The organism is Streptomyces sp. NBC_00236, from assembly GCF_036195045.1.
GTDB lineage: Bacteria > Actinomycetota > Actinomycetes > Streptomycetales > Streptomycetaceae > Streptomyces.
In genome coordinates, this window is record NZ_CP108100.1 from 3,025,680 (window position 1) to 3,043,548 (window position 17,869).

The window sequence follows — 17,869 nt, forward strand, 5'->3', positions numbered from 1 at the left end:
TGACAGGCTCGGTTCACCCGTATTTCCCGCCCGTTACGTCACCCGACATCGCAAGGCCATCATCACACTTCGGCGTAGCTGAGCTGGGGCTTCGCCGGGACGGCCGCGGTGCGGCGAAGGTATACCGCCCAGGTGAGCACGAAGCACACTCCGTAGAAGGCGAGGAAGGACCAGAAGGCTGCCGTTCCGGTGCCCGAGGTCTGGAAGGACTGGCGGAAGGCGAGGTTGATGGCGAGCCCGCCGAGCGCCCCGACCGCGCCGATGAGCCCCATCGCCGCGCCGGACAGCCGGCGCCCCTGGGCCGCCGCCTCCTCGCCGCGCAGCCCCTGGGCGATCGCCTTGGCGTGGAAGATGCCGGGGATCATCTTGAACGTCGATCCGTTGCCGAGCCCCGTGAGGACGAACAGCGCGGTGAAGCCGATCAGGAACACGGTGAGCGATTCGATGCCGGAGGCGTAGACGACGACACCGGTCGCCACGGCCATCGCCGCGTAGTTCGCCAGGGTGATCCGGGCGCCGCCGTACCGGTCGGCCAGCCAGCCGCCGACCGGCCTGATGAGCGAGCCCAGCAGCGGGCCGATGAAGGTGAGCGAGGCGGCCTGCAGCGGGGTCCGGCCGAACTGGGTCTGCAGGACGAGCCCGAAGGCGAAGCTGTAGCCGATGAAGGAGCCGAAGGTGCCGATGTAGAGCACCGCCATGATCCAGGTGTGCGGGTCGCGGGCGGCGTCCTTCGCGGCCCCGGTGTCGTTCTGCACGGGCGCCAGGTTGTCCATGAACCTCGCGGCGCACAGTCCGGCGACGACGATCAGCGGGATGTACACGCCGAGCACGATCCGCGGGTGCATGGCGCCCGCCGTCCCGATCACGAGCAGCCCGATGAGCTGTACGACGGGCACGCCGATGTTGCCGCCGCCCGCGTTCAGCCCGAGCGCCCAGCCCTTCTTGCGCAGCGGGAAGAAGGCGTTGATGTTCGTCATGGAGGAGGCGAAGTTGCCGCCGCCGATGCCGGTCAGCGCGGCCACGGCCACGAAGGTGGTGTACGAGGTCCCCGGCTCCATCACCATGAAGGCGGCGACCGTCGGCACCAGCAGGGTGAACGCGCTGAACACCGTCCAGTTCCGGCCGCCGAACCTGGCCACGGCGAAGGTGTACGGGATCCGCACGAGGGCCCCGACCAGCGTCGCGGTGGAGATCAGGAAGAACTTCCCGGCCGGGTCCACCCCGTACTCCGGCCCCATGAACAGGACCATCACCGACCACAGGGTCCAGATGGAGAACCCGATGTGCTCGGAGAGTACGGAGAACCAGAGGTTCCGGCGGGCGATCCGCTCGCCCTTCTCCTTCCAGAACGTCTCGTCCTCGGGTTCCCAGTGCTCGATCCAACGGCCAGCCATCACGCGCCTCCACGGGTGGTCGGGGTGTTGTCCCCGACGCTAGTCAGCGCGCGTTTCGGTGTGGTGCCGCGAGGTGACCGGTGCGCAACCTTGCTCTCACCGGGCCGGGAGGGGCCCGGTGAGACGTGGCTCAGCGCCGGCGCGTACCACCGGGCACGGCGGCCGCGCGGCTCCCGGCACCGGCCTTGCGCGACTGTCCGTTGGGCCAGAGCCTCGGACGGCGCTTGGCGGCGACGTCCTCGACCCAGCCGACGGAGAGGATCATCAGCCCGATCAGCGGCCAGACGACGATCAGCGCCAGCGCGTTGTCCGAGGCCTCGATGTAGGTGCCGAGGTGGTCGCCGACCCAGGGCACGCTCCACAGCTGGTCGATGAGCAGGAATCCGGCCATCAGCAGCAGGTTGTGCCAGAGGTAGATGGTCACGGCCCGGTTGTTGGCGAGCGTGACCAGACTGTCCCAGCCGGCCAGCCGGCCCGGCAGCTGCCGCCAGGAGGGCGCGTACTGCAGGAGGATCACGCAGAAGCCGAGCGACCAGGTGGCCTGGGCGAGCGGGATCTCGTCGAGGTTCCAGCCCTCCTCGGTGAGGTGCCCGGAGGCCCACCAGAGCGCGAAGGCCATGAGGAACGTCGCCATCGAGACGGTGAGGTAGCGCGGGACGGTCCGCAGCAGCCCGTCGTTGTGCGCGAAGCCGAGGATCCAGCAGGAGCCGAACACGGCGAAGTCGACCAGCCCCTCGCCCGCGGTGCCCGGCACGGTGACCAGTCCGGTGCCGATCACGGCGGTGAGACCGATGGGGGCGAGCAGCGTCACCCAGGGAAGCCTGCGGAAGGCCTTGAGCAACAGCGGTGAGGCCAGCACGAACCACAGATAGGCGCGGATGTACCAGAGCGGTCCCATCGCCTGCTCGGCCCAGGAGGTCTCCAGGAAGCCGCCCTCGGAGCCGTTCTCCCACGGGAAGGGGGGTGTGCCTACCGGGAGCAGGTAGCAGCCCAGTTTGAGGAACCACCAGATGCCCTCCTCGCGGACCGGTTTCCAGCCGAGCAGGAAGACCACGGGGACGACGACCGCGAGGAACGCCCACATCGGCGGGAGCAGCCGCCGCAGCCGGCTGCGGACGACGCTCCACGCGGGCCTCGCCAGCGACCGGGCCATCAGCGAACCGGCCAGGGCGAACATGACGCCCATGGAGGGGAAGACGACGGTCAGCCAGGCCCAGCCGAAGAGGTGGAACACGACGACGCGGACGAGCGCCACCGCGCGCAGCAGGTCGAGATAGCGGTCCCGGCCCGGTGCCGCGGCGGGCGGCGCGGCTTCGGGCTCCGGTGCGGGCGGCACGGGTGCGGGGGCCTGCGTCCAGGGCACCGGTCCGGTCGGCCGGGCCCACTCCCCCTGGCCGGACAGCGGCGTCCCGGCCTGCGGCTGAACCGGGAACGGCACCGTGTGCGGCTCCGGCGGCTGCTGCGGGTACGCGGAGGGCTGGCTGGGACGGGTCATGCGACGGGCCTCCGGTCGGTGCTGCGCCGGCTCTGGCTCGGCATCGAACCGGGCGCCTCCACGGCCCCCGTGCGGCGGAGTTTCTGCCAGCGGAGCCGGCCGCCGGTGAGAGCGGTGATCCAGGACTGGAGCAGCACCACGTACATGAGCTGCCGGTAGAGGACCTGCTGGAGGGGCAGCGAGAGCAGATGGGTCATGCGCTCCCGGTCGAGCCGGAAGGCGTACGCGGCGCAGACGGCCTGCACCGCGAGAACGCCGAGCCAGGCGACCACCGTCTGCCCGGTCGGGCCGAAGACCAGCCCGTAGAGCAGGAAGACGTCGATGAGCGGGGCGAGCAGCGGGGCGACGACCATGAACAGGGCGACGAACGGCAGCCCGACACGTCCGAAGCGGCCGGACGGGCCGCGCTCGATCACCGCGCGGCGGTGCTTCCAGATGGCCTGCATCGTGCCGTACGACCACCGGTAGCGCTGCGACCAGAGCTGCTGCACGGACTCCGGCGCCTCGGTCCAGGCACGGGCGTTCTCCGCGTACACGACGCGCCAGCCGTCCCGGTGCAGGGCCATCGTGACGTCGGTGTCCTCGGCGAGGGTGTCCTCGCTCATGCCGCCGATCCGGTTCAGCGCGTCGCGGCGGAACGCCCCGACCGCGCCGGGGATCGTGGGCATGCAGCCCAGCATGTCGTACATCCGGCGGTCGAGGTTGAAGCCCATCACGTACTCGATGTGCTGCCAGGCGCCGATCAGTGAGTCGCGGTTGCCGACCTTGGCGTTGCCCGCGACGGCCCCGACCCGGGGGTCGGCGAAGGGCTGCACCAGCTCGCGGACGGTGGACGGTTCGAAGACCGTGTCACCGTCCATCATCACGATGATGTCGTAGCGGGCGTGCGCGATGCCGTTGTTCAGGGCGGCGGGCTTTCCGGCGTTGCGCTGGCGCACGACCCGGACGCCGGGCAGCCGCATCCGGTCGACGAGGTCCGCGGTGCCGTCCGTGGAGCCGTCGTCGATGACGATGACCTCCAGCGGGTAGTCGCTCGCCATCAGGGAGCGGACCGTGTTGGCGATGCACTTGCTCTCGTTGTACGCGGGCACCAGGACGGACACGGGGCGGGTGAGCGGTTCGCCCCAGCTGAAGTCCTTCTTGCGGACCCGGCGGGCGTGCGCGAAGGACAGCAGCAGCATCAGGCCGAAGCGCGCCAGGACCAGGACCCCGATGACGGCGAGACCGACGACCAGGACGTCGGTGATGTGCTCCGAGACCTCGACGGCGGAGACGAACGCCTTGCCCTTCCAGAGCGCGTACCCGGTGACGGGGGTGTGCGCGCTGGGGGCGCCCAGGGCGTCGGTGAGGTTGGCGAACTCGTAGCCGCGCGCCTGCATCTTCGGCAGGAACTCACCCAGGGCGGTGACGGTCTGGGACCGGTCGCCTCCGGAGTCGTGCATGAGGATGATGGCGCCCTCGCCGCCCTTGGGGGTGGCCCGGTCGATGATCGCCCGGACGCCGGGCCGCTTCCAGTCCTCGCTGTCGGTGTTGTTGACGACGGTGAGGTAGCCGCGGCTGCCGACGTACTGGGTGACCGGCCAGGACTTGTCGTCCATGGCGTCGGCGAACGAGGAGTAGGGCGGCCGGAACAGGGAGGTGCGGATGCCGGCCGCGCCCGCCAGCGCCAGCTGGTTCTGCGACAGCTCCCAGTCGATGCGGCCGGTGGACTGGTACGAGAGGTCGGGGTGGTTGAACGTGTGCAGCCCCACCTCGTGGCCTTCCTCGACCATGCGCTCCACCAGATCGGGGTAGCGGGAGGCCATGGTGCCGGTGACGAAGAAGACGCCGTGGGCGTCGTACTCCTTCAGCTTGTCGAGCACCCGGGGGGTCCACACCGGGTCGGGGCCGTCGTCGAAGGTCAGCACGATCCGGTGGTCGGGGATCCGCAGCGTCTTCGCGGGTTCGGTGGCGCTGCGCGCGTCGATGACCGGGCCGCCGTCCAGCACCTGCTCGGGCACCCGGTCGGTGGCCGCCGGTGGCTGGATCCGGTGGTCGGCGAGGATTTCGCTGTGCACGTAGCCGCGCAGCATCAGCATGGCGAGCAGGGCAACGAGGAACAGGAACGGCAGCATGTAGCGCATGGGAAGTCTGCGCCGACGGGTCTGCTTCTTACGGTGGTTCCTGACCCGCGGGGCGGGGGTGGTCATTTAGCTGGCGCCTTCTTGCTCTTGCACAGGGGGATCAGGTGTGGAAGCCGACGGATTGACCGGGTCCGGGGACGTGACCGGCGCATCGGCGCTCGGCGTCCCGGACGCGGCGGTCGTCGCGGAGGCGGACGTGTCACCGGCAGGTACACCGCCGGTGGTGCTCGCTCCTGTGGCGGTGTCCCGCGTGGACGGTTCGGAACGGGCCGGGGCGGAGGATCCGGTACCGGGCATCGAGGATCCGCCGGCACCGACGGCGCCGCCCGGAGCGGCCGCGCTCTCCCCGGTCTGCGGGAGGGGGGACGACGGGACGTCGGGCGTCGTGCCGGGTGTGACCGCGGCTCCCGGTGTCACACCCTCGGTGACCGGCGTCCGTACCTCTTCCGCCTTGCGGTGTTCCTCCTGGCCGGACAGCGGCAGGAAGGGAGCGGTGGAATTGCCGCCGAGCAGGGCGACGACGAGCGTCACCGCGTAACCGACGAAGACCGCGGCCAGGACCCAGCCGAACCGTCGGAGCGTCTTGCTGCGCCGGCCGCTCTCGTCGACGAAGACCGGACCGTCGGAGCCCTCCGGAACGCTGGGTTCCGGGAGCAGCTCGGAGAGCTGCCGTCCCAGTCCGTCGAGCTGAATGGTGACTTCGTTGGGCTCGTGGGTGTGTCCCGCACGGGCACCTTCACGCCAAGTTTCCACTGATGTACGCACTTCCCCCACTCAGGATCGGGTGCGCGCAACTGACCGTCTGTGCGTCGTCGGACCGGGCCCCCACCCTGACCTACGCGCCCCCTACCACAGTGCACCCGGGCCATGAATGTAGCGCACGCCGACGACACTCCGACCCCACGGACGGGTGTTGTTCATCATGAGAGATACATCTGTTTTCGAACCGTGGTGCGGGCCCTGCCCCGGACGGGCCGACCCCTCCCACGCGTGGGAGCGCGGTGCATGACGCACGCCGGGGGCGCACGCCCCCGGGGCGCCGACCGCGGGCGCACGGCACCGGGCGCACGGCACCGGGCAGCAAAAAAACGAGGACCCCGCTGCCGGTGGCAGCGGGGTCCTCGTTCACATGGGAATTGTGGAGATGGCGGGAATCGAACCCGCGTCCAACGGTGCGGAACCAGGGCTTCTCCGAGTGCAGTTCGCTTCGCTTTTCTCGGCCCCGGAGGTCACGCGAACAAGCCTCCGACAGGCCCAGCCACTGTTTGATTTCCTCCTAGGCCCCGTGACCGGGCTTAGAAGTTTAGATCCCTAGTTGATGCCAGGATCCGGGTCGGGATCACCCCCGGGCTGACACTCCGCAGAGTCTTCGCTTAGCTGCTAATTAGGCAGCGAGGGCGAAGGCGGAGGAATCGCGCTTAGAAGTGGCGATTATTGTTTGCGACATATGGTTTACGAGATCATTGTCGCTTCCTCGACTCGCTTCCCCTGCCTCGACATCCGCTGTCGAAACCGATCATCCCCATGTTGATTTTTCAAAGGTGGTGCACACCCCGTGGGGTGCAGTGCCATCGTACGTGACCAACGCACGACGATGCCAGCGTATTCCTGCCGCACCGGCCGGCAGCCACTGGCGCGGTGCGCTCAGGCGCTCCGCTGACGGCGGCGGGCCGCCGAGATCGCCCGGTTCGTCTCCCTCGTGTCCTGCTTCTCGCGCAGCGTCTGCCGCTTGTCGTACTCCTTCTTGCCCTTCGCCAGCGCGATCTCGACCTTGACCCGGCCGCCCGTGAAGTACAGGGCGAGCGGCACGATCGTGTGCCCGGTCTCCTGGGACTTCGACTCCAGCTTGTCGATCTCGGCCCGGTGCATCAGCAGCTTGCGCTTGCGCTTGGCGGAGTGGTTGGTCCAGGTCCCCTGGACGTACTCCGGGACGTGGATGTTGTGCAGCCACGCCTCGCCGCCGTCGATCTGCACGAAGCCGTCCACCAGGGAGGCCCGGCCCATGCGCAGCGATTTGACCTCGGTCCCCATCAGGACGAGACCGCACTCGTAGGTGTCGAGGATGGTGTAGTCGTGGCGCGCCTTCTTGTTCTGCGCGACCATCTTGCGCCCGGTGTCTTTTTCCTTAGCCATAGTGCGGCCATTTTCGCACTACGACCCACCCCCGAGGCCACTCAATACCGTCTCGGCCCGCTCCTGGGCCCGCGCGCTCACCGCGAGGTCGGGCGTGATGCCGCGGCCGTCGACGCTACGGCCCGCCGGTGTGCGGTAGTGCCCCACGGTCAGCTCGGCCACGGAGCCGCCCGCCAGCCTGCTCGGCATCTGGACGGATCCCTTGCCGAAGGTCCGCGAACCTACCGTGACCGCCCGGCCCCGGTCCTGCAGGGCGCCGGTCAGCAGCTCGGCCGCGCTCATGGTCCCGCCGTCGACGAGGACGACGACGGGGCGCCCGGTGTCGCCGCCCGCCTCCGCGTACAGCGCGCGCTGTTCCCCGTGCACGTCGTACGTGGCGACCAGGCCGCCGTCCAGGAAGGCGGAGGCGGCGGTGACGGCCTCGGTGACGAGGCCTCCGGAGTTACCGCGCAGGTCCAGCAGCACACCGGCACCCGCCGGCGCCTTCCGGACCGCGTCACGGACCGCGGTGCCGGATCCCTTGGTGAACGAGTCCACCTCGATCAGCACAGCTGCGGAGGAATCGGAACGGTACGGTCCGAGCCGCCGCACCGAGACGGCCTCGGTGGTGAGCCGGGCCCGCCGCAGCGTCTCGGTCCGGGTGACGGACCCCCGCTGGACGCCCAGCACCACGGTGCTCCCGGCGGCGGCGCCGGTACGGTCGCCCCGCAGCAGGGCCACGACGTCGGAGACCGCGCGCTTGTCGACCCGGTGGCCGTCGACCGTGCGCAGCAGATCGCCGGCGCGGATTCCGGCCCGCGCGGCGGGGCCGCCCCGCTGGACCCGGGTGACCGTGACCAGGCCGTCCGCGGAACGCCGGGCGGCGAGCCCGACGCCCGTGTACGAACCGTCGAGGGCCTGCTCGAACTCCTGGTACTCCCGCTCGTCGTAGACCGCGCCCCAACGGTCCCCGCTGCGGCTGACGGCCTCCTCGGCCGCCTCCGTACCGGACTTGCCGTCGGCCACGGCCTCGGCTGCCGCGTCGGCCACGGCGTCCCGGTCGGCGGAGCTGGCGACGGACCGGGTCTCTATCTCGGTGCTCCGCCCCTCCCCGCGCGGCAGCGCACCGGTGGCGGCCGCGGTGGCGAGCACACTCGCGAAGACCAATGTCAGGGCCGCCCCGCGGCGGACGCCGCGGGACCCGAAACGGTTCTCAGGGCCCGGCATGGCGCCGAGTCTAGGACAACGCCCCGTCGGCGCACGGCCCGTTGGCCGCGCGCCCCACGGGGCGCATGTCACACCTTGAGGTACTTGCGCAGCGCGAAGAGCGCGGCAACCGCGGGCATCAGCAGGCCGATCGCCAGAACCAGCGGGAGCTTGGTGAGGACGGCGTCCCAGCCGATGAAGTCGATCAGGTTCAGCTTGTCCTGGAGGGCGAGTCCGCCGTCGATCAGGAAGTAGCGGGCGGCCAGCAGCATCACACAGGCCAGTACGCCACCGATCAGGCCGGCGAACGCGGCCTCCATGATGAACGGCATCTGGATGTAGAAGCCGGAGGCGCCGACGAGCCGCATGATGCCCGTCTCGCGCCGTCGGCTGAACGCGGACACCCTGACGGTGTTGACGATCAGCATCAGGGCGATGACGAGCATCAGCGCCATCACGAAGATCGCGGCGACGTTCATGCCGTTCATGAGACCGAAGAGGTTGTCCAGGATGCTTCTCTGGTCCTGGACGGACTGCACCCCGTCCCGCCCGGCGAAGGCGGTGGCGACGACCTTGTACTTCGTGGGGTCGTCGAGCTTGACGCGGAACGACTCCGGCATCTGGTCGGGCGTGATGTTGCCCGCCATCGGGGAGTCGCCGAACTCCTCCTGGTAGTGCTTGTACGCCTGGTCGGACGACTCGTAGATGACCGTGTCGACGACGTCCATCTTCTTGAGGTCGGCCTCGATGTCCTTCTTCTGCTGCGCGGTCACCGCACCCTTGGCGCACTGGACCACCGTCTCCGCGTCCCCCTTGCCACAGAGGTAGATGGAGACGTTGACCTTGTCGTACCAGTAGTCCTTCATCGTGCTGACCTGCTCGCGCATGAGCAGCGCGCCGCCGAACAGGGCAAGCGAGAGGGCGACGGAGACGACGACGGCGAAGGTCATCGTGAGGTTGCGACGGAGGCCGACGCCGATCTCCGACAGGACGAACTGGGCGCGCATGGCGTCCTTTCAGTGCTGGGTGCTCAGTGCTGGTAGCCGTAGACGCCGCGCGCCTGGTCGCGTACGAGACGGCCCTGCTCGAGCTCGATGACGCGTTTGCGCATCTGGTCGACGATGTTCTGGTCGTGGGTCGCCATGATCACGGTGGTGCCGGTCCGGTTGATCCGGTCCAGCAGCTTCATGATCCCGACCGAGGTCTGCGGGTCGAGGTTTCCGGTCGGCTCGTCCGCGATCAGCAGCATGGGCCGGTTGACGAAGGCCCGCGCGATCGCCACGCGCTGCTGCTCACCACCGGACAGCTCGCCGGGCATCCGGTCCTCCTTGCCGCCGAGACCGACGAGGTCGAGGACCTGCGGGACCGCCTTGCGGATCTCCCCGCGCGGCTTGCCGATCACTTCCTGGGCGAACGCCACGTTCTCCGCGACGGTCTTGTTGGGAAGGAGGCGGAAGTCCTGGAACACCGTGCCCAGCTGGCGCCGCATGTGCGGCACCTTCCAGTTGGACATGCGCGCGAGGTCCTTGCCGAGGACGTGGACCATGCCCTGGCTGGCGCGCTCCTCGCGGAGGATGAGACGCATGAAGGTGGACTTGCCGGAGCCGGAGGAGCCCACCAGGAAGACGAACTCACCCTTCTCGATATCGAGAGACACATCCCGTAGAGCGGGACGGCTCTGCTTCGGGTAGGTCTTGGAGACGTTGTCGAATCGGATCACGGATGCACCACGGTCGGCCGGGAGTAGGTGTGCGTGACCATACGCGAACCCGGCTCACGCGTGCAGGCGCGCGTACCGGGATGGGTGATTTACGGTGAAACGGCAGCGCTCCCGGCTCCGCCGCAAGCGGAACGGACCGGGAGGTATCCGGTGGGCCGAGCCGAAACCCGTGCGAGCTGGCACAGTGGTAGGGGAACGGTTGCGTTTCCGTGAGCGTTGTGCGGAGAGAAGGCTTGTGCGGCTCCGCCGCGCGGGAGGAGGAATGCGCATGACCTATGACCGATTGGTGTGCGCGAACTGTGCGGCGCCCGTGAACGAGGGGCGCTGCCCCGTCTGCCGGGCCAGCCGCGCGCGACTGGAGCAGCAGGAACAGGAGCAGGGACCGTTCGCCGGGCTCAGCCCGGCGATGCTGGTGGCCCTGATGGTGGTGCTGCTGGCCGCACTGGCGCTGCTGGCGCACCAGACCGTGTAGCGCCCCACCTGACCGCTCGCCCGCCCCTTGCCGGGTCGGCAGAAACGTTCGTCCTCGTACGCGCAGGCGCATGCACAGGGGCCCCGGATGCCGATCGGCGTCCGGGGCCCCTGTGTGTGTACGTGTTCCGCTGCTGCCCGTCAGGCGGCGGTGCGGCCGTTCACCAGGCGCGGCAGGATCCGGAAGCCGATGCCTCCGGCGATCATCGTCGCGGCGCCGACCAGCAGGAACGTGGTCTCGGCCGCGCCAGTCTCGGCGAGCTCGTCCTTGCCCTTGCCCTGCTCGGCCGGCTGGTTGCCGACCGAGTCGGTGTCGGTGTTGTCGGCGCACTCAGCACCGTCGAGGTCGACGGTGCAGGTGCCGGTGTCTCCGGTGGAGCCACCGTTCGTCGCGGAACCGTTGGTCCCTTCGCCACCACCGGCAGCGCTACCGCCACCGGCCGCCGCGTCACCGCCACCGGCAGTAGCGTCGCCACCACCAACAGCAGCGTCGCCACCACCAACAGCAGCATCGCCACCACCAACAGCAGCGTCACCGCCACCAACAGCAGCATCGCCACCACCAACAGCAGCGTCACCGCCACCAACAGCAGCATCGCCACCACCAACAGCAGCGTCACCGCCACCAACAGCAGCATCGCCACCACCAACAGCAGCGTCACCGCCACCAACAGCAGCATCGCCACCACCAACAGCAGCGTCACCGCCACCAACAGCAGCGTCACCGCCACCAACAGCAGCATCGCCACCACCAACAGCAGCGTCACCGCCACCAGCCACGTCAGCGCCACCGGCCGCGTCGCCACCACCGGCCACGTCACCGCCACCAGCCACGTCGGCGCCGCCGGCCGCGTCGCCACCACCGGCTGCAGCATCGCCACCACCGGCGGCGTCGTCCTCGCCGTTGACGCCGATGTTCAAACCGTCTTCGTTGGCCTCGGCGTTGATGCCGATACCGGCGACATCGACACCGATGCCGACGGCCTGGGCCGCGCCTGCGGCGGTCAGCGAGGCGCCCGCGGCAATGACCGCGCCCGCGGCTATCCGCGCGACGCGGACTCGCGTCTTCTTCGTCATGTGCTGCTACCCCCAGTAGCTGTTCTCGTCAATGGAGCAGCCATACGCGGGGCACGGCCCGGCGGGGTTTGCTCCGAGCGCCGGCCCACGTCGTGCCGTGGCCATGCCACCCGCCCCCGATCACACCCGTCCCAGACATACGCACGCTGCCCTAGCACCCTGTCCAGAGTTAAGGACTACGTCAAGGCCGTTCTGTGCAATGTGCACCGGTTTGGGAACAGTTGACCCTCATTCAGCACCACGACTGTGACGCACCCACCACGCCATCTACGCAACTCACCGAGCCAACTCCCCTTTCCCCCAGGTCCGTTTCGGACGCCTGCCCGTCGCGCTGCGGCCGTAACCGGTTCATCCGGAACGATCACGATGCGGAGGTCCTGCCCACCCGACTCGTCTCGAACCCGGTGAACCCATGCAGAAGAGAACCGCAGCACTCTCCCTGACGCTCGCTGTCTCCGCCCTGCTGCCGGCGGCTCTGCCGGCGCAGGCCACGGCGGGCTCCGCCGGCTCCTACGCCACCAAGACCCCGTACGCGCCGCAGCAGGACATGCGGTCGTACCAGCACGCCCCCAAGGGCTTCGTCCCGGTGTTCACCGAGAACGTCTCGCGTCACGGCTCCCGGGCGGCGTCCGACAGCGAAGACGGTGACCTGATCCTCGCCCTGTGGGAGAAGGCGAGGAGCGAGGGGCAGCTGACCCGCGACGGCGAGCGGTTCGGCGGCGAGACCAAGTCGCTGCTCGCCGCCATGGACGCGATCGGATACGGACAGCTCAGCGGGCGCGGCGTACGCGAGATCCAGGACACCGCCGCCCGGCTGGAGAAGCGGCTTCCCGGGCTCTTCGAGCAGATCGCGGAGAACTCCGAGCAGATCAACGTCGTCAACTCCGGCAAGGACCGTGCGGTCGACAGCGGGAACCTGTTCGCCGAGGCCCTCGCCGAGAACGACCCGGCCCTGGCGCCCCTGATCACACCGTCCAGGACCGATGCCGACCTGCTCTACTTCCACAAGTCGGCCGGTGGCGCGGAGTACCGGGACTACGTCGAGAACGACGAGCGGCTCGCCGCCACCCTCGACACGATCACCGACCAGCCGGCCTCGCACACAGCGGCCCGCAACGTACTGAGGAAGATCTTCAAGCCGGCCTTCGTCGAGCGGATCGCGGCGGGCGAGTTCGACTCGATCGCCACCGAGGTCGAAGCCGCGCAGGCGGTCCACGCCCTCTACAGCATCGCCCCGGCCATGGCCGACGAGGGCGACTGGGACATGAAGCGCTACATCGCGCCCCGTGACGCACGCTGGTTCGCCTACCTCAGCGACGCCGAGGACTTCTACGAGAAGGGCCCCGGCTTCGAGGACAGCGACATCACCTACAGGATGGCGAACGTCCTGCTCGACGACTTCTTCACGAAGATCGACGCCAAGCGGAACGGGACCAGCGACGCGGGCGCGGAGCTGCGCTTCACCCACGCGGAGGAGATCATCCCGCTGGCCGCGCTCATGGGCCTGCCCGGCAGCACGAAGGCCGTGTCGGAGGCCGAGCCGTACACGTACGCCGACAACCCGTGGCGCGGTGAGTCGGTGGCGCCCATGGCCACGAACATCCAGTGGGACCTGTTCCGGAAGGGGAACAAGTACCTGGTGCGGATGCTCTACAACGAGAAGCAGACCGCGTTCAAGAAGGGCTGCGAGCCGGTGGCGAAGGGCAGCTACTTCTACGAGGTGGACGAACTGAAGCAGTGCCTGGGCCGCACCGCTTCCTGACCGCACGGCGGGTATGCGAGGAGGGGTGCGGGAGCCGTGGCTCCCGCACCCCTCCTCGCGTACGTCCCGGCCGGCGGGACTACTTCTCGCTCTGCTTGCGCCAGCGGATGCCGGCCTCGATGAAGCCGTCGATCTCGCCGTTGAAGACCGCTTCCGGGTTGCCCATCTCGAACTCCGTACGCAGGTCCTTGACCATCTGGTACGGGTGCAGGACGTACGAACGCATCTGGTTGCCCCAGGAGTTTCCGCCGTCGCCCTTGAGCGCGTTCATCTTCGCCTGCTCCTCCTGGCGGCGGCGCTCAAGGAGCTTCGCCTGGAGGACGTTCATCGCGGACGCCTTGTTCTGGATCTGCGAGCGCTCGTTCTGACAGGAGACGACGATGCCGGTGGGCAGGTGGGTCAGGCGCACCGCGGAGTCCGTGGTGTTGACGCCCTGGCCGCCGGGGCCCGACGAGCGGTACACGTCGACGCGGAGCTCGGACTCGTCGATCTCGACGTGGTCCGTCTGCTCGACCACGGGCAGCACCTCGACGCCCGCGAAGGACGTCTGGCGGCGGCCCTGGTTGTCGAACGGGGAGATCCGGACGAGCCGGTGGGTGCCCTGTTCCACGGAGAGCGTGCCGTAGGCGTACGGCACCTCGACGGCGAAGGTGGTCGACTTGATGCCGGCCTCTTCCGCGTACGCCGTCTCGTAGACCTCGGTCTTGTAGTTGTGCCGCTCGGCCCAGCGGAGGTACATGCGCTGGAGCTTCTCGGCGAAGTCCGCGGCGTCCACGCCACCGGCCTCGGCGCGGATGGTGACCAGGGCCTCGCGCGCGTCGTACTCGCCGGAGAGGAGCGTGCGGACCTCCATCTCGTCCAGGGCCTTGCGGACGGACTCCAGCTCGGACTCGGCCTCGGCGAGCGCATCGGCGTCGCCCTCGTCCTCGGCGAGCTCGAAGAGGACTTCGAGGTCGTCGATCCGGCCGCGCAGGGTCTCGGTCTTGCGGACCTCGGCCTGGAGGTGCGAAAGCTTGCTGGTGATCTTCTGCGCCGCCTCCGGGTCGTCCCACAGGGACGGAGCGGCAGCCTGCTCCTCGAGCACGGCGATGTCACCCCTCAGCGCATCCAGGTCCAGGACGGCCTCGATCGACCCCATGGTCGAGGAGAGGGACTTCAGCTCTTCGGAAATATCGACGACTGCCACGGGTCCAGCGTAACGGCTGTCGGCGCGGGCATTCCTCGGACCGCATGATCACGCCTCCGCGACGGCCGCGACCAGGGCGGGTCAGGGGGTGGCCGGGGCCGAGTTCTTCGTGTCCTGCGGGGCCTGCGGGGTCGCTCCCGCGTCGTCGCCGCCCAGGGCGAGCCAGCCGCCCACCCCGACCGCCGCGACCAGCACCAGGGCCGCCGCGCCCAGGGTGAGGCGGCGCTTGCGGATGGCGGCCGACTTGTTGCGGGCAGAGCCGGGGCGGGGTTTGCCCGGGGCGCGGGGAGCTCGGGCAGTGCCGCGGGGGCCGCCGGACAGCTCGTCGGGGGCCGGGACGCGCATGCTCGTGTGGGTGTCCCGGTTGGAGTCGGGCGACGAACCGGGTACCAGCGGGACCGCGCCACGGCGGCGCGGCTCCTCGGCCGCCGGGGTGTACTGCTGCTCGTCGTAGGCCTGGCCGTGCGGCTCCGGCTCTGCCTCGTCGTCCGGCTCGTCCACGTCCAGCGGCGGGATGCCTGCCAGGTGCGGGAGCTGCTCGCGCAGCCGCGCCGCCAGCTCCGAGGCGCGCAGCCGGGAGGCCGGGGCCTTGGCGAGGCACTGGACCAGCAGCTGCCAGAGCTCCTCGGGGATGCCGGGCAGAGGGACGACGGTCTCGGTGACGTGGCGGCGCAGGACGGCGCCGGGGTGGCCGCCGCCGAAGGGGGTGAAGCCCGCGAGGAGCTCGTACAGCACGGTCGCGAGGGCGTAGATGTCGACGGCGGCGCGCGGCGGGAGGCCCTCCACGATCTCGGGGGCCAGGTAGTCCGGCGTACCGATGATCTTGGTGGCCTTGGTGCGGCGCGGGGTGTCGATCAGCTTGGCCACACCGAAGTCGGTGAGCAGCGCGGGGTGGGAGTTGCCGGGGCCGAGCGGGCCCTCCATGTCCAGCAGGATGTTCTCCGGCTTGACGTCGCGGTGGACCACTCCGGCCGCGTGTGCAGCGGCGAGGCCGTCGGCGACGTCGGCGACGATCGCGACGGCGGCCTCGGGGGCCAGCCGGCGCTCTCGGTCGAGCCGGGTCCGCAGGTCCGTGCCGCGGACCAGGTCCATCACCAGGGCCAGGTCGTTGCCGTCCACCACGAGGTCGCGGACGGCGACGACGTGCGGATGGTCGAGCCCGAGCAGGGCGGTGCGCTCCTGGACGAAGCGGCCCACGAGTTCCTGGTCGGACGCGAGGTCCTCGCGGAGCAGCTTGATGGCGACGGGCCCCTCGGGGCCGTCGCCGAGCCACACCGTGCCGGCGCTGCCGCGCCCCAGAATCTGGTGGGCGGTGTACCGGCTGCCGATATTCCGTGCCAAGACTGCTCCCTCAGCGGCTGGCGATGGACCGTCGCACAACAACCCCCGGCCGACAAAGTTACGCGGCGATCGGGGGGTTGCGTGCCCCGGATGGCGCCAACCTTCACTTCTGCGGGCGAATTGCCGCGGAATTGGTCCGCAGAAGTCGATATGGCTACAGAGTCACGTCACTGTCGCGTCAGGTTCCGCTGCCGCCACTGCTGCCGCTGCCGCTGTCGCCGCCGAGCTTCGAGATCCAGTCGGTGACGGTGGAGACTGCGTCGGTGATCGCGTCCCAGTAGCCCTGCCCCTGGCCGATCCAGTCCTTCAGCGGGGTCAGCTCCCAGATCAGCCAGCTCGCGACGACGAGCAGCACCAGCGTGAACAGGCAGCCCTTCAGGCAGCCGAGGCCGGGGATCTTCATCGGGTTGGCGCTGCGCTGCCTCGGCTCGCGGGGCGGGCGCTGGGCCGGCTGCTGGGGCTGTTGGGGCTGCTGCGGCGCGTACTGCTGGCGCTGTGGCTGGTACTGCTGTTGGGGCTGCGGCTGGTACTGCTGCTGCTGAGGCTGCTGGCGGTACTGCTGGGGCTGCTGTTGCTGCTGGGGGTACTGCTGCTGGTGGCGCGGCGGCTGCTGCTGCGGCGGCTGCTGGCGCTGGGGCCGGCGGCGCAGCGGGTCCTGGCTCGGGTCGAGGTACTGGACCTGCGTCTGCTCGTTGCGGTCGCGGGCGGCCTGGAGCTGGGACTGCCAGGGGTGCGGCCCGTCGGGCTGCGGCGCTCCCTCGGGGCGCGGCGGGACGGGCGGCATGACCGCGGTCGGGTCGGCGTGGCCGCCGCCCGGCCCGGCGTTCTGCTGCATGACGCTGGTGGCCGCGTTGGGGTCGTACGAGCCCGCGTTGCTCGGGAGCACCTGCGTGGGGTCGGCCGCCCCCGGCGTCTCGGGGACCGCGGTGGGCGCCGGGTCGGGCGCCAGCAGGGCGCCCACGCCGTCGGCTGCCGCGATCTGCGCGGAGTTCGCGTGCACGCCGATGCCGGCGGCGACGGTACGCAGCGCACGGGCGAGGTTCTCGGCGCTGGGCCGGCGGTCCGGGTCCTTGCTCAGGCAGCGCTCTATCACCGTCCACAGCGGGGCGGGGACGGTACTGGGCCGTCGGGGCTCCTCGCTGAGGTGCCGGTGCAGGACCTCAAGCGCGGTGCCGCCGGCGAACGGCGGGCGGCCGGTGAGCAGTTCGTACAGCAGGATTCCGGCGCCGTAGATGTCGACGGCGGAGGTCTGCGGGCGGCCCTCGGCCGACTCGGGCGCCACATAGGCCGGCGTCCCGACGAATTCATGGGTCCGGGTCAGGCCCGGGGAGTCGGCGAGACGGGCGATGCCGAAGTCGGTGAGCATCGGGTGCATCCGGCCGTCGCGCTCGTCGAGCAGCACGTTGGCGGGCTTCAGGTCGCGGTGGACGACGCCGTCGGCATGGCTGGCGGCGAGCGCGTCCGCGATCTGCGCGGTGAGCAGCGAGGCGGCGACCGGGGTCAGCGGGCCGTTGTCGCGGAGGTAGCGGTGCAGGTCGGGGCCGTCGACCAGGTCCATGACCAGGGCGAGGAGATCGCCCTCCACGACCAGGTCGCGGGTGCGCACGATGTTCTCGTGCCTCAGCCGCAGCAGGACGGAGCGCTCGCGCAGGAACCGCATCACGACATCCGCGTCGTTGGCGAGCTCCTCCTTGAGGACCTTGATCGCCACGGTCTCACCGGGCTGGCCGGCGACGGCCGCCTCGGCGCCCGCGGTCTCACGCTGGCGGGCGCGCCAGACGGTGCCCGTGGCGCCGCGTCCGAGCGGCTCCTCGAGCAGGTACTTGCTGCCTACCGGCCGCACGTCATGCGCTCCCTGCTGGTCGTGGTGCTTGCGGTCCCCCGGATCCGTCCCGAGTTCCGGCCCACTCTAGTGGGGCGGGCGGAGTGGATGACCGAGTCGGGCAGGTTACCTTTTTGTCTGCATTCCCCGTAATTTCTCG

General features: G+C 70.0%; 14 protein-coding genes and 1 other RNA gene. 2 read left to right on the forward strand and 13 right to left on the reverse strand.

From position 1 onward, the window contains the following. Positions 1-62 precede the first annotated feature (62 nt). From OG446_RS13545 to ftsE, 9 genes are all read right to left on the reverse strand, one after another. Positions 63-1,394: a nitrate/nitrite transporter gene (locus OG446_RS13545; protein ID WP_328894276.1), complete on the reverse strand. Its 1,332-nt coding sequence runs from the start codon at positions 1,392-1,394 to the stop codon at positions 63-65. A gap of 130 nt (positions 1,395-1,524) precedes the next feature. Continuing rightward, the gene (locus OG446_RS13550) at positions 1,525-2,889 is read right to left on the reverse strand and encodes an acyltransferase family protein (protein ID WP_328894277.1); all 1,365 of its coding nucleotides are present in this window, start codon (positions 2,887-2,889) and stop codon (positions 1,525-1,527) included. Continuing rightward, positions 2,886-5,078: a glycosyltransferase gene (locus OG446_RS13555; RefSeq protein ID WP_328894278.1), complete on the reverse strand. Its 2,193-nt coding sequence runs from the start codon at positions 5,076-5,078 to the stop codon at positions 2,886-2,888. The genes OG446_RS13550 and OG446_RS13555 overlap by 4 nt, the downstream gene beginning before the upstream one ends. After that, positions 5,079-5,765, reverse strand: coding sequence for a hypothetical protein (locus tag OG446_RS13560; protein ID WP_328894279.1), 687 nt, complete (start codon positions 5,763-5,765; stop codon positions 5,079-5,081). Between the two features lie 383 nt (positions 5,766-6,148). Continuing rightward, positions 6,149-6,536, reverse strand: a transfer-messenger RNA (tmRNA) gene (ssrA, locus tag OG446_RS13565). 120 nt (positions 6,537-6,656) lie between these two features. Beyond that, positions 6,657-7,145: an SsrA-binding protein SmpB gene (gene smpB / locus OG446_RS13570; RefSeq protein ID WP_266779417.1), complete on the reverse strand. Its 489-nt coding sequence runs from the start codon at positions 7,143-7,145 to the stop codon at positions 6,657-6,659. 18 nt (positions 7,146-7,163) lie between these two features. Next, positions 7,164-8,351 (reverse strand): S41 family peptidase, encoded by a 1,188-nt coding sequence (locus OG446_RS13575; protein ID WP_328894280.1) that lies wholly within the window; start codon positions 8,349-8,351, stop codon positions 7,164-7,166. Between the two features lie 68 nt (positions 8,352-8,419). Then, on the reverse strand, positions 8,420-9,337 hold the full coding sequence (gene ftsX, locus OG446_RS13580; RefSeq protein ID WP_328894281.1) for a permease-like cell division protein FtsX: 918 nt from the start codon (positions 9,335-9,337) through the stop codon (positions 8,420-8,422). Between the two features lie 23 nt (positions 9,338-9,360). Further along, positions 9,361-10,050 carry a cell division ATP-binding protein FtsE gene (gene ftsE, locus OG446_RS13585; RefSeq protein ID WP_024489199.1) on the reverse strand — a complete coding sequence of 230 codons (690 nt, stop codon included), beginning with the start codon at positions 10,048-10,050 and terminating at the stop codon, positions 9,361-9,363. A 268-nt stretch (positions 10,051-10,318) separates the two neighbouring features. Here ftsE and OG446_RS13590 point away from each other — a divergent pair, with 268 nt between their 5' ends. Beyond that, entirely contained in the window at positions 10,319-10,522 is a 204-nt protein-coding gene (locus tag OG446_RS13590) for a hypothetical protein (RefSeq protein ID WP_136330037.1), read from the forward strand. A 140-nt stretch (positions 10,523-10,662) separates the two neighbouring features. On the opposite strand, the gene OG446_RS37175 is transcribed toward OG446_RS13590, so the two are convergent. Then, positions 10,663-11,598, reverse strand: a complete 936-nt coding sequence (locus tag OG446_RS37175; protein ID WP_443050107.1) for a hypothetical protein — start codon at positions 11,596-11,598, stop codon at positions 10,663-10,665. A 412-nt stretch (positions 11,599-12,010) separates the two neighbouring features. Between OG446_RS37175 and OG446_RS13600 the strand changes: the two genes are divergently transcribed. After that, positions 12,011-13,360, forward strand: a complete 1,350-nt coding sequence (locus tag OG446_RS13600; RefSeq protein WP_328894283.1) for a histidine-type phosphatase — start codon at positions 12,011-12,013, stop codon at positions 13,358-13,360. Positions 13,361-13,439: 79 nt separating this feature from the next. Here the strand turns inward: OG446_RS13600 and prfB are convergent, their stop codons facing one another. The 3 genes from prfB to OG446_RS13615 form a co-directional block, all read right to left on the reverse strand. Then, a complete protein-coding gene (gene prfB / locus OG446_RS13605; protein WP_148018941.1) occupies positions 13,440-14,546 on the reverse strand; it encodes a peptide chain release factor 2 in 1,107 nt (368 codons plus the stop codon). Positions 14,547-14,627: 81 nt separating this feature from the next. Then, the gene (locus tag OG446_RS13610; RefSeq protein ID WP_328894284.1) at positions 14,628-15,887 is read right to left on the reverse strand and encodes a serine/threonine-protein kinase; all 1,260 of its coding nucleotides are present in this window, start codon (positions 15,885-15,887) and stop codon (positions 14,628-14,630) included. Positions 15,888-16,065: 178 nt separating this feature from the next. Then, positions 16,066-17,730: a serine/threonine-protein kinase gene (locus tag OG446_RS13615; RefSeq protein ID WP_328894285.1), complete on the reverse strand. Its 1,665-nt coding sequence runs from the start codon at positions 17,728-17,730 to the stop codon at positions 16,066-16,068. Positions 17,731-17,869: the final 139 nt, after the last annotated feature.